The 14,485-nt window shown below is 29.0% G+C and carries 7 protein-coding genes; all 7 read right to left on the reverse strand.

The genetic code is table 11. The features are described from left to right. Window positions 1–18 precede the first annotated feature (18 nt). The 7 genes from Q3223_RS15325 to Q3223_RS15355 all read right to left on the reverse strand — a co-directional run bounded on the left by Q3223_RS15325 (window position 19) and on the right by Q3223_RS15355 (window position 14,329). The gene (locus tag Q3223_RS15325) at window positions 19–813 is read right to left on the reverse strand and encodes an ABC transporter permease (RefSeq protein WP_074178992.1); all 795 of its coding nucleotides are present in this window, start codon (window positions 811–813) and stop codon (window positions 19–21) included. Continuing rightward, window positions 814–1,689, reverse strand: a complete 876-nt coding sequence (locus Q3223_RS15330; RefSeq protein WP_407812160.1) for an ATP-binding cassette domain-containing protein — start codon at window positions 1,687–1,689, stop codon at window positions 814–816. It abuts the gene before it with no gap. Beyond that, on the reverse strand, window positions 1,682–2,062 hold the full coding sequence (locus Q3223_RS15335; protein WP_054269994.1) for a GntR family transcriptional regulator: 381 nt from the start codon (window positions 2,060–2,062) through the stop codon (window positions 1,682–1,684). The genes Q3223_RS15330 and Q3223_RS15335 overlap by 8 nt, the downstream gene beginning before the upstream one ends. A 180-nt stretch (window positions 2,063–2,242) precedes the next feature. Further along, entirely contained in the window at window positions 2,243–2,902 is a 660-nt protein-coding gene (deoC, locus tag Q3223_RS15340; RefSeq protein ID WP_054269993.1) for a deoxyribose-phosphate aldolase, read from the reverse strand. Window positions 2,903–2,937: 35 nt separating this feature from the next. Beyond that, entirely contained in the window at window positions 2,938–4,482 is a 1,545-nt protein-coding gene (gene murJ, locus Q3223_RS15345) for a murein biosynthesis integral membrane protein MurJ (RefSeq protein ID WP_407812161.1), read from the reverse strand. 529 nt (window positions 4,483–5,011) lie between these two features. Beyond that, window positions 5,012–5,896: an RNA polymerase sigma factor RpoD/SigA gene (locus tag Q3223_RS15350; RefSeq protein ID WP_021384276.1), complete on the reverse strand. Its 885-nt coding sequence runs from the start codon at window positions 5,894–5,896 to the stop codon at window positions 5,012–5,014. A gap of 351 nt (window positions 5,897–6,247) precedes the next feature. Beyond that, window positions 6,248–14,329 carry a hypothetical protein gene (locus Q3223_RS15355; protein ID WP_407812162.1) on the reverse strand — a complete coding sequence of 2,694 codons (8,082 nt, stop codon included), beginning with the start codon at window positions 14,327–14,329 and terminating at the stop codon, window positions 6,248–6,250. Between the last annotated feature and the right edge of the window lie 156 nt (window positions 14,330–14,485).

Consider the following 14,485-nt stretch of genomic DNA (forward strand, 5'->3'; position numbering starts at 1 on the left):
GGGCAGGTTTTAATTTATTTATAATAAGTCATTTGCATAATCTTTAATTGGCGCCTTTCTAAGCAATAAAATTATAAATATTATACAAATAACTATAATTCCTACTTTTGTCCCTAATAAAATAAAAGGATTCTGAAATGAATAAATAATCTTTTCTAAATACATAAGTATCTTGTTAATATTTTTAGTTGCAAAATTAACTATATAAATTATGATTAGTACAGGTAATCCTATCAATATAGCAACACTGCTAGCTTTTCTAACTCTATACGTAAAAGCACCTAATAATGCTCCTATAAAACCTATACATATTTCATTTATACATATTTGTACAAAATAGTTTAAATAAGTTAGTGGCACACTTGATGTTGTTGGCTCTATTAGTGCAGATATAGATGTCCAAATCATATCTTTTCTTAGTATAACTGACAGGTCTACACTATAACCTGTTATAATCTCTATAAATAACTTTGATAAAAAAATCAAAACCATACCTACAATAGAAATTATAAAGCTTAAAATAATTAAATTCAGCACAATAGCTTTTATACAACTTTTTCTATTTGCTCTTATACTTAAAGCGCCTGAAAAATCTCTATTTACCATATTTATACTATACACAAATATCAGTATAGTCAGATATGTTGAAATAGGATTCACAGCTGTATATAGATTATCTTTAGATACCTCACCAAAAACCTTAAGAGTAACTACTGGCAAAATACTCATAACAATTCCCATAATTACAAATGTAATTATATATAACTTAGTATTTTTATTAAAAAATTTTATATATGGTTTTAATTCATTCACTTATAAGCCCTCCTTTTTAGTCATGTTAACAAACATGTCTTGTAATCCTATGTATCCTACATTGATATTTGAATTTCTAATCACCTTTTCATCATTTTCATTGAAATCGCCATAGTAAAAATAAGCAACTGTATTCCCAAATGTCTTTTTAGGTTTTATATTTCTTATAGCTTCTAATTTTTCTAATTCCTCTTTGTTTCCAGTAATATAATGAGCTTTTTGTTTTATAACATCAATTTCTTCATCTATAATAATTTTACCCTCATTTAATATTATTACATGTTCCAATAAGTCATCTATTTCATCAATCAAATGAGTTGATATTATTATCGTTCTTGGATTTTTTATATAATTATCTAAAATTATGTTATAAAATTCCTGTCTGTTTACTGCATCTAGACCTATTGTTGGCTCGTCAAATATAGTTATAGGTGAATTAGAGCAAACCCCTATTATATTTGAAAGTATAGTTTTCATTCCTCGTGACAATTGTTTATACTTTTTTTTAGTATTTAAATCAAAATATTTACATAATTCTTCTTCTAATCCTTTATTGTAATTTTTATAAAAATTAGAAGAATACTCAAATATCTGACTTACTTTAAAATCTGGACTATAAAATTCTTTTTCTCTGACAATACAAACTTCTTCCAATACTTCTATATCTTCTTTTAAGTTCTTTCCTAATATTTCTATCTCACCTTCATTTTGAACTAACTGATTTACTATGATGTTTAACAGTGTTGTTTTTCCAGCTCCATTTTTACCTAATAAACCATATATCTTATTTGTTTCAAAATTTATAGACATATTACTAAAAACTTTTTGTTTTTTAAAACTATGAGATAAATTTTTTATTTTAATAGAATTATTCATATCTTATATCCTCCTTGAAATTGATTATAATATCAACCAATTCTTCTCTATTTATTTCTAATTTGTCAGCTTCTTGAAGTAGATTTTTTATGAAATTATGTTTAAAATTTTCCTTTCTAGCTTCTTTTATAATAGTTTTTGCACCCTCTGATACAAACATCCCTATACCTCTCTTTTTATATAGAATATTCTTGTCAACCAGTATATTTATTCCCTTTAACACTGTAGCTGGATTAATTTTATAAAGCTTTGAAAGCTCTGTTGTTGATGGAACCTGTTCTTCTTCTTTTATCCCATTTGATAATATCTCATCTTCAATTGCTTGTGCTATCTGAATAAATATAGGTTCTTCATTGTTTAATACTAATTTCATAGGTTCCTCCTTTCTTTATTGGTTAATTACTCAAGTAACTAACTATATAACTTATATTATCTTGAAAAAGATTATCTGTCAATACTAAATAAAAAACAGAGGAAAAATTTCCTCTGTTTTTTATTTAGTATATTCATAATTAAATTTTAATCATTACTAGTTATCAATAAATTCAAAGCTTTAATACTCTGTTATATTCTCATTCTTTAATATCTTACATATCGAGCTAGTTCCTAACCTTTCAGCTCCTGCTTCTATAAATTTTTCTGCATCAGAAATTGATTTAACTCCTCCAGCAGCTTTTATCTTTACATTTTTTCCAACATGTTCTTTCATAAGTTTTATATCCTCTAAAGTAGCTCCATCTGTTCCCATTCCAGTAGATGTTTTTATGAAATCTGCACCTGATATTGTCACTATCTCACACATCTTTATTTTTTCATTTTTATCTAAATAACATGTCTCTATAATAACTTTTAAGATGTTCTCTCCAATAACTTTTTTTATTTCTTTTATCTCATTTTCTATATTATTATAATCTTTATTTTTTATATCTGAAATATTTACAACCATGTCAACTTCATCTGCTCCATTTTCAATAGCATCTTTTGCTTCAAATACTTTTGTAGCAGTAGTTTGATATCCCAGAGGAAATCCTATTACTGTACATACTTTCATTTTCCCATTTAGATATTCTGTAGCTCTTTTTACATATGAAGGTGGTATACAAACTGATGCTACATTCATATTTACAGCTTCATCACATAAAATTTTAATATCTTCCCATGTAGTGGTCGCTTTTAAAATGGTATGGTCTACCGTTTTTAGTATATGTTTCATAAAATCCTCCTAAATGTGTGATTAATATAATTAAACTACCTTTTTAAATGCAGTTTTCTTTTTGCGATATTTAGTATCATGTCGACTTCTTCAACTTTAAAAATAGTCATTAATAATGTATAAACTCCTCCTCCAACTAAAACTGAAATAGTTAATGATATAAATTCATTAAATGTACCTAATCCAAAAATCCCAAATACAAATTTATAAGTAAAGTATGATAAAATAGCCATAATAAAAGATGCAACTAAAGATTTCAAAGTTGCTTTTATTATTTTATCTTGACCAAAATACCCAACCTTTCTTTTTAAATTCCAGAAAAGTAATAATATACATGCGATTGATGATGAACTAGTTGCAAGTGCAAGACCACCATGAGCCATTGGTCTTATTAAAATCAAATCTAGCACTATATTTACACATACAGATATAATCCCATTTACCATAGGTGTTTTTGTGTCCTGTAATGAATAAAATACCTTCCCTAAAATATCTCTTAAACCAAATGCAGTCATACCAACTGCATAAAAGGTTAGAGCAGTAGCTGTCATTTGAGTTGCTCTAGCATCAAAAGCCCCTCTCTCAAAAATGATTCTAACAACAGGAGTTGCAAAGAAAATGGATGCAACTGAAATGGGAATCATAGAGATTATTATCATATTTATACTAGATTTAACCGAGCTTGTAAATTTCTTTTGATTATTTTCTGCACTTAACTTTGATAACATCGGATACATAACAGATACTATTGAAGCTGTAAATGTCCCTGTAACAAAACCATTTAATCTATCTGCATAAGTAAGTGCAGGAATACTACCTTTAACTAGTGTAGAGGCTAACGTTGTATCCACCAATGAATTCACTTGATTAACAGCAACACCTATAAATACTGGTGAAAGTAATGACAATAATTTAATAAGGCTATCATCTTTAAAATTTAGATAGTATAAATATTTGTAGTTTGTTTTTTTAACAAAAAACATGTAAAAAAGTAGCTGAACTACCATAGCAATCACAGCACCAATTGGAAGTATGTATGGTCCCAATACTGTACTTAACATTATTGAAATAATTATTACTATATTATAAGGTATACTCCCAAATCCAACTACGATAAAGTTTTCTTTAATTTGTAAAAATGCTGACATAACACTAGTAATACCTATAAATATTATTCCTGTTATCAATATTTTAGTAAATTTTACAGTAAGTAAAAATCTCTCTCCTTCAAATCCTATAGCAAATATGCTTACAAGTTGCTTTGAGAAAATAATACCTAATATAGCAACAATTATGCATATACCAACTATTATATTTAAAACATTATTTAAAAACTTTAGTGCTTGCTTTTCACCTTGTTTACTACTTATTTCTTGATACATAGGAATAAAAGTAGTAACTATAGCAGTGCCAATTGCTGCAAATATAATATTTGGTATATTCATAGCTGTTAAATAACTTTCTGTATATAAGCCTGTACCATAAATTGATGATAGCACTAATTCTCTACCCATTCCAAGAATCTTAGAGATTACAGTAACTATCATCAAATAAAAAGTCGCTTTCGCCACCTTGCTCATTTTATCACTCCACTTCTAACCCACTTCTTTTAATTCAGTAAAGATAGCCTATTACATACAATTTAATCTATTATTCCCACATTTTACAAAGATAATAACAGTGTTTATTTTTTAATATATCGTAAATAACACTGTCTTTATGTTTTTATTTCTACAACATTTTCTACATTTGTAATTTAAGTCTAATAGTATAAATTTAATTGAATCCACAGAAATGGAGTTATCATTTTCTAATCCTAGTAAAACAAAAACACTTATATTGGTTATATCTCTAAATTTCATCTTATTAATTTCTTATAACTTAATAATCTCCACATAAGGAAAAGATATAATCATTTTTATCATCTTTTTTAAGTTATATTTTAACATATTTTATCTATTTTGAAAAATTTTAATCACTTTTACTAAATAACTATTCATTTACAAAAATAAAAAATGAAAATAGTTACTATTTATAACTACTATCTTCTATAAAAAAATAAAAGCAGGAGAGTCTTTCTCCTACTTTTTTATATTCTCTTTAAAAATATTAATAAAAATGCTTTAATTGTTTTAACTTACTTGGATGTCTTAACTTTCTTATTGCTTTAGCTTCTATTTGTCTTATTCGCTCTCTAGTAACTCCAAACACCTTACCAATCTGTTCTAATGTCTTAGGGTCATCATCATCAATCCCAAACCTCATTCTTAAAACTTGTTGTTCTTGTTCTCCAAGACCTGTAAGCAATTCTTCTATTTTTTCTTTTAAATTATGTTGTTCAACTTCTCGTATCACAACATCCTTAAAATCAGCATCTGATGGTATAAATTCAACTAAACTACTATCTTCATCCTCTTTTAATGGAGTATCCAAAGATACAACATTTTTATCTCTTCTTAATAATTCCAATACTTTATCAACTTCAAGACCACATGCATCTGCAATCTCCTCTACAGTTGGTTCTCTTAATAATACATTTAAAAGTTCTTGTTTCTTTTTCTTTACAAAATTTATTCTTTGATGAAGATGTATAGGTATTCTAATAGTATTTTCGCAATCGTCAATATATCTTGTTATACTTTGTTTTATCCACCAAGTTGCATAAGTGCTAAATTTGTATCCTTTTTTATAATCGTACTTCTCTACTGCTTTTATAAGTCCTATATTTCCTGCTTGAATTAAGTCTAACATATCAATACTGTCTCTTTTATATCTTTTTGCTATACTCACTACCAACCTATAATTTGAATTTATAAACTTTTCTTTTGCTACTGAAGATGAGTTGATTATTTCCTTAGCCAGCTCTACCTCTTCTCCTGCTGACAACATTTTGTATTCCTCAATTTCCTTTAAATACATTTTCATCGCATTTGATACATTTGATGAACCCACACAAATATAATTTTCATAATTATTTTCTTTTTTAGTATCCATAATCAAACCCCTTCTATTCATAGAATTTGCTAAAACAAAAATAAATAATTTAAATCTACATAATCTACAATTACATAATATCCCCTTCCTCAAACAAGTTGTTTTGTATATTATGTATACAAAGTTATAAAAACTATACCTATAATACTATTCTATTTTTAACACCAATATCCTCCCCATATATATAATTTATTTTATTATATCTTGCTATATCCTTAGTTTTTAGAATGATATATGTCTAAAAAAGGGGCTATCGCACTAGAAAAGGGTGCTACCTCATAACCATCTAATATACTCAATAGCCCCTCAAAGATTTATCTTTAAGGGGCTAAAATAATCTATTTTATTTCACTAACATAAATTTACAACTTGAACTTGGTAAATAACCGTTATTATTTGGCCAGGAACCATAATATTTAAGTTAAATCCAGCTGATGGGTTAAGAGTTTTATCTCCTACTCCATTTATAGTTACTGATCCTAAAACAAATACTGAGTTAGCTGGCGTTGGATCTAGAAATACTACATTAGTAGCATTAATATTACCATTATTAACTATTTTAACAGTATAAGTTATTATATCTCCTATTGTTGCATATTTCTTATCTACTGACTTATTTACACTTAAACTGCCATATGCAATATTAGTAGCTACAACATTAGAATAAGCTGTATCACTGTATGATGATTGTTTTGGATCAATAACATACTGGAATGGTATTACAGCTTGATTTATTACTTGGTTAGTAGAAGGAACTGAAGTTACTATTACTGTAAATACCACTGTAACAACATTACCTATTCCAATACTTCCAAGGCTAAATCCTTTTGTTGGGTCTGCTGATGAATTTGTTACTCCATTTATAACTACACTTCCTTCATTAAATGTTACACCAGTTGAAGGAGTATCTTGGAACATTACATTACTATCTATAACATTACCTACATTTGTCAAAGTTACTGTATAAGTTAGTATATCTCCAATTGTTGCAATTGATTTATCTACCATTTTCACTGCATTTATCTTACCTAATACTACATTGGTTGTTACTGTATTACTATGTTGAGTGTAAGTCAATGGTGTCCCATTAGGATATATATAGTAACTAAATTGAACTTGTGAAGTGTTAGTTATATATGATGGTGTTGGTAAAGTGTTTATCTTAGCACTAAATCCTACAATTACGGTTTGACCTGGAGCCAGATTTGGTAAAGAAAATCCAACGGTTGGGTCTAGTGATGGATAAGTTACTCCATTTATTGTTACAGTTTGTGTAACAAAAGTTAATGATGATTGTAATATATCTAAGAATTGTAGATTATTTGAAATAACATTACCACTATTTACTATAGTTGAGGTATACGTTATTGTATCTCCCACCTTAGCATACATCTTATCAACTGTCTTAGTATTTGTTAATTGCCCCAAGTTAATATTAGTAGTTACAGTATTTGATGTTGCTGATATTTGATATGGAGTTGAGCCTATATTATAACTTCCACTTGATGTTGCGTAGTTGGTAACTATTGGTGGTGTTGGTAATGTGCTATTTACTGTAACTTGGAATTGAACCAAAGAGGTATTCCCAGCTACTAAATTATTTGGTAAAGTAAATCCTCCTATTGGATTATAGTTTGCATAACTTATACCATCTATTATTACAGTTCCATTTGCAAATGTTGCTCCATTTGATAAGAAATCTGTAAATAATATATTAGATATAGGTGTATTTCCTGTATTTTTAACTAATACACTATAATTTAATGTATTGTTTAAAGTTACATATAACTTATCTACACTCTTAGTTAAAGTTAAACTAGGCTGAACTATTATTGTACTTGTAGTATTAGACTGATAAGAACTACTATAAAGAGATCCATTTGGATTTACATAATAGTTAAATGTTCCTATAGCATAGTTTATTACAGAATCGTGAGTCGGATTATTTATTACAGTTACTGTAAATTGTACTGTAACTGATTGTAGTGTTGGTATCGTACCCAAAGTAAACCCTTGAGTTGGGTCATAGTTTGTATAAGGTGTTCCTCCTATAGTTACTGTTCCACTATTAAAAGTTACATCTGATTGTAAGTTATCAAGGAAATTTACATTTTTAGCATCAACATTTCCAGTATTAGCTACAACTACTGTATATGTTAAGACATTACCCATAGTTGCATATGACTTATCTACGCTCTTTGTTAGAGTTATTAATCCTACATTTATTTGAGTGGGTACAGTATTAGAGCTAACTTGAGAGTATATATATGATTCTGATGGATTTATTAAATATGAAAAAGTAACATTTGCTATATTGCTAATCAATGATGGATTTGGTAATAATGTCACTGTAGTATTAAAGCTTACTACCACTGTAGCACCAGGAGCAATATTTCCTAATGTAAAACTAGCATATGGGTCATAACCAGAGTATGATATTCCATTTATACTTACTGAGTTAGTAATAAAAGTTAATCCACTTGGTATCACATCTCTAAAGTTAACATTGTTAGCTACTACATTACCTGTATTTACAATAGTAACTGTATAAGCCACTGTATCTCCTATAGTAGCATATGCTTTATTTACATTCTTAGTAACTGATAATGAACCTACATTTATTGCTGTAGACACAGTATTACTTGTACTTTGAACTGTAACTAGTGGATTAGATGGATTTATATAGTATCCATAATTTGCTGTAGCTGTGTTGTAGATATTATCAGTAGATGGCATTGTACTAACTTTTACTGAAAAAGTTACTGTTGCACTTGAGTATCCAGCAATATCTGGTATATTAAATCCTGCATTTGTATCAGCATTAGGTTGAGAGATTCCATTTACTACTACTGAGCCACTTATAAGCTGAGCATTTGATTGTATAATATCTTTAAATAGTATATTAGTACAGTTTGCATTACCTGTGTTATTGATTGTTATTGAATAGTTTAATGTATCTCCTATAGTTGCATATGTCTTATCTACTGATTTAGTAAGTGTTAATACTCCTAATTGTATATATGTTTTAACCGTATTAGAAGTAGCAGTCATTGTTTGTTGATTATCTGATGGTGTTAACTGATAATTAAAAGTTGTAGAAGCTGTATTATCTACTTCTCCACTTGTAGGTATAGAAGTTATATTAACACTAAATGTTACTGTATGATATTGATTAGGCGCTAAATCAGTTAAGCTAAATCCTACTGTTGGGTCATAGCTTAATTGTGGTGTCCCATCTACTACTACAGAATTTATATTAAATACTGTTGATGCTGGTGCTAAGTCCTTAAAGTTTAAACTTGTAGCGTTTACAGAGCCTGTATTTTTAACTATTACTGCATAAGTTAAGCTATCTGGTTCAGTAGCATAAGTTTTATTAACTGATTTTGTAAGAGTTAATTCACCTACTGCAACATAAGTTTGTGTAGTATTAGTTTCAATTTGAATACCAGTATAAGTTTCTCCACTTGTGTAATCGTAAGTTATTGTAGCATGGTTGTAGATAATATTGCCTGTCGGTCTAGTCTGTACAGTTGCTTGGAAACTAACTGTTACAGGTGTTCCTGGAACAATGTTTGGTAGAGAGAACCCTTGGCTTGGGTCAGCGCCAGTTTGTTGAGTAGTACCTATATAAACTGAGTTTGCTACTAACTTAATATTAGAGTCCAAGATATCCAAGAACTGTACATTTGTTGCATTGACATTACCATCATTAGTAATAGTTATACTAAAGTTTAAAGTGTCTCCTATTTTAGCTATTGATTTATCTACAGATTTATCTGCTGATATTATAGTATCATAAACATAAATAGTAGTCGTATTAGAACTTGCACTTGTATTTATTGCACTACCAGTAGGATTAACATAGTAAGAATAATCTATTGTAGCTGTATTTAACAATTCATTATTTGTTGGTATTGAATTGGCAGTTACCTCAAACCTTACTGTAGTTTGTTGTCCTACCTGTATATCATTTAAGCTAAATCCTATATTTGGATTATAGCTTGACATGTTAGTTCCATTTATATATACAGAGCCTGAAACAAAAGATGATTCCACCTGAATGATATCTGTAAAGTTAATATTCTTTAATACTGTGTTTCCAACATTAGCTATTACTACAGTATAAGTTATTATGTTATTTAATTTTATAATAGTTCTATCTGCTGATTTAGTAACAGCTATATTTCCATAGTTAATATAAGTTATAGTAGCATTACTTGTCGTATTAGAAGATATACTCTCTGTTCCAACAGTGTATTGATAGCTTAGATTTGAAGTATTGGTAATGTATCCACTACTTGGTACACTAGCTACTTTTACTTGGAAACTTATAGTTACAGATGCTCCAGCTGCAATAGTTCCTAATGAAAAACCTTTACTTGGGTCATAAGATGATTGTGCTGTTGAGCCTATCATAACTGAGCCTATTACAAAAGTTGCATTACTTGGTATTATATCTAAGAACGTTGTGTTTGCAATACTTTCATTGCCATTATTAGTTATTACTGAAGTATAAGTTATTGTATCATTTAAGGTTGCATAACTTTTATCTGCAGTCTTTGTATTAGTAACAGACATGGTTACAATATTTGTAGTAACTGTATTACTTGTTAAACTTCCACTAATATATTGACCTGTAGGACTTAATTGGTATTGGAAGTTCATACTAGCAGTATTGTTTATTTGTGGTGGTGTTGGAATACTAGTTATTGTAACTTGGAAAGTTACAATAGTTCTACCACCTGGGCTTATATTAGGTATAGTAAATCCATTGTTAGGATTAACATTTGAATATCCTGTACTTACACCATTTACTGCAACTGAACCAGGTACAAATGTAGCTCCATTTTCAATAATATCTACCAAATTAACATTTGTTAAAGGTACTGTTCCTGTATTATTTGCTGTAACAGTATAAGTTAATGTATTTCCTAGCATTGCATAAGATTTATCTACTATTTTTGTTATTGTTGCTGAATAAGAATTGATTGTTGTAGTAACAGTATTACTTGTTATATTGTTAGTTACTGGTTGTTGTGATGGATCTATATAATAACTATAAGATGCTGTTGCACTGTTTTTTATAACATTTGGTGAAGGTGTATTATTTACAGTCACTTTGAAACTAATAGTTATTGTTTGCCCAACATTCATAACCCCTAATGAGAAACCTTGTGTTGGATCATAATTTGATTTTGATACTCCATTTACTACTACACTACCTGCTACTAAAGTTGCTTCTTGTTGAAGAGTATCTGTAAAGGTTGCATTAGATATAATAGCAGTACCATTATTTGTAGCTGTAAATGAGTAAGTTAAGGTATCTCCTACCGTTGCATATGCTTTATCTACACTCTTTGTTAAGCTTAGTGAACCTACAGGATCATAGGTTACAACTGTATTAGAGTATATAGTCTTAGTAACTTCTGGCGAAGTTGGATTTACCTGATAGTTTATTACCGCTTCTGAATAGTTTGGTATATATCCCACAGGTGGATTTACAACTATTGTAGTCGCAAATACAACTATTACAGTATCACCAGGATGAATATCTCCTACAGGGAATGATTGAGTAGGATTATATGATGGATAATTTACTCCATTAATATATACAGTCTCTGGATATAAGTTCATGTAAACACCTATATAGTCTGCGAATACAACATTTGTTAAAGGTACTGTTCCTGTATTTTGAATAGTCGTTGTATAAACCAATGAATCCCCTAGTTGAGCGTAGTGTTTATTTACAGTTTTTGTAATTGTATAAGCCACTTGATTTACTGTTGTTTGTACAGTATTACTATATATAGATCCCTTTAGTTCACTATTGTTAGGGTCTGGTTGATAGCTATATACTAAATCACTTTGATTATATACAATGTTTGGAGTAGGAACTGAATTAACCTTAACTTGGTATGTTACTTCTATAGTATCACTTGCACATATTGTTCCAAGAAGAAATCCTTGATTTGGATTATATGATGAATATGACACACCATTAATTGTAACCGTTCCAGGTATAAGAGTTGTGCCTGATTGAATATTTGATAAAAACATAGTATTAGTTGCATTAATATTACCATTATTAGTAATATTTACAGTGTAATATAATGTATCACCTATTATTGCATAATCTTTATCCACACTTTCAACAATATTCATACATACATAATTAGCTATAGTATCAACTATATTAGAATCTTGCTCTGTAGTTACCACACTAGATGTAGGTGTTATTTGATACTTAAATGGAACTTGAGCTATATTTTGTATTGTATTTGCTGGATTAAGTTGTGTTACTTTAACTTGATAGCTAATATTTGTAGTTGCTTGAGAATTTATAGGATTTGGTAATACAAATCCAGTAAAAGGATTTAACCCTGATTGAACTACTCCATTTATTTGAACGCTGTCACTTACAAATGTAGTTCCAGGTATTGTTGGCTCAGATATTTGAAATTTAGAAGCTGGTTGATTTCCTACATTACTTAAGCTTAAAGTATAAGTTACTGTATCGCCAATATTAGGGTAATTATTATTATTACACCTTTCGCCTATTACATTTACATATCCCACTTGTATACTAGTATGATTACTAAATATAGTCTTTTCTCTTATATAACCATATTGATTATACCTATACCCAAAACTTACACATGAAGAATTATCTATATTTGTTGATGGTGGTAATGAATTTATTTTTGATTGAAATAATATTTGTGTGCTACTTCCTGGCGCTAAATCTTGTAAAGATATACCTACTGTTGGGTCATCTGTTATATCTGTTGTACCATCTATTGTTACACTTCCAGTAACAAAGGAAGAATATCGATTAATTTTATCTTGGAATAATATATTTGTTGCAACTATGTTACCTGTATTAGTTATATTTATTGTATATGTTACAGTATCTCCAATATTTGCAGTGCTTGCTGAAGCTGATTTTGATATATTTAAAAGAGCTTCTTGAACCATTATTTGAACAGTATTTGTATTTGCATTGTTTGTAATAGTATTTTGACCTGATGTAAATTGGTAACTATAATTTACAGTATCATATATCAAATTGCCTGGTGTTGTAGGCAATGAATTTGATTTAACTGTAAAATTAACATTAGCAGTCCCATAAGCTGGAATACTTCCTATATTTACACCTTTTGTAATATCTCCACCTTGAATAGTTTGATTGTTTACTATAACTGAGTTTTGAACAAAGCTAACTGATGGGTCTAAAGTTGTAGATAATATAACATTGTTAGCAATAATACTTCCATTATTTTTTATTTGAACTGAAAATACTAATTGTTCTCCAACCTCAGTGTTATATTCTCCATCACCATCTATATCATATAGCTCCAAATAGGCTGTAATATCAGGTGCTTGAGCAAATACTTGAGTACCAAAAGCTACTATTTGTACTCCATCTCCAGATACACTTTCAGTTATTTGAGTAGCTAATAATGATTGATTTGTAATTAATGTATTTGAAATATCTACATCTACAATATCCCATTTATTTCTTGCTCCTACAAGTTGTGTAGGTACAAACCCATCATTGTTATTAGTTGCATTAGTTCCTGAAATATTTAGTAAACCATTACTAGAGCTTGTAGGGTCTGCTACATTTATTACTCCACTAAAGAAATTATTTTCTGGATTGTTTGGTGATGTCCCAGGATTAGTATTTGGTGAAAAAACTGAGTTACCAACATTACTTAATTGAGCAAAAGATGGTCCCACTTCTACATATTCATTTCCATCAAGTGGAGAACCATTTGCACAAGCAATAAACATATTGCCTTTTAACATTGATGGATCTGTATTAGTTGTATATCCAGACATCGTCATTTGTAATGGTGTATTAGTAGTTGCTACTGATATACCAGAGTTATAAAGAATCATTTGAGGTTTAAATAAATCATTTCTATATATTACTGTTAATGTCCATCCTGCTCTTGTATTACTTAGACCTGTAGAGGGTACACTTATTGGTACATTTGATACTGTATAACTTCCTGATAGTGCTGCCTGAACATATGTTGTTACATCTGCAGCTCTGTATCTATCAACATTTCCTGTTGGCCCATTATAAGTATCCATATACTTAGGTATTATGGAATATATTCCTTGTGGAGTTGTAAAAGTTATTGCGCTATCTTGAATACTGCTAACACTTTGTGCACCTGATACACTACTAGTCACTGTAGAATACCAAACAAGCTCTGCATATAATACTTTACTGTTTGATAATATATTTAAATTTGCAGAACTTCCTGCTTTAGTCCAATCTCTTGTTGTTGTTCCATTGGGCATAATTAAATCAGATGTACTTACTGTTAAAGCTGTACTACTACCACATACAACTAAACTGTTTCCTGTGCCCACTAAAATAGCTTTATCTATTGCCTTAAAACGTGGTGTTAGTGACATGTTTACCTCCTTGCAAAGAATATTTTTAATTTTACATTATCATTTTTAAGAATTACTGTATATTATATTAAAGTAGTAATTTTTTAGTTCCTAAAAATTAAATTTTTAATTAAAACAAATATTTTTTTATCGAAATATGTATATTTATTTTGAATA

Source organism: Clostridioides sp. GD02367 (genome assembly GCF_045900275.1).
Lineage (GTDB): Bacteria > Bacillota > Clostridia > Peptostreptococcales > Peptostreptococcaceae > Clostridioides > Clostridioides difficile_A.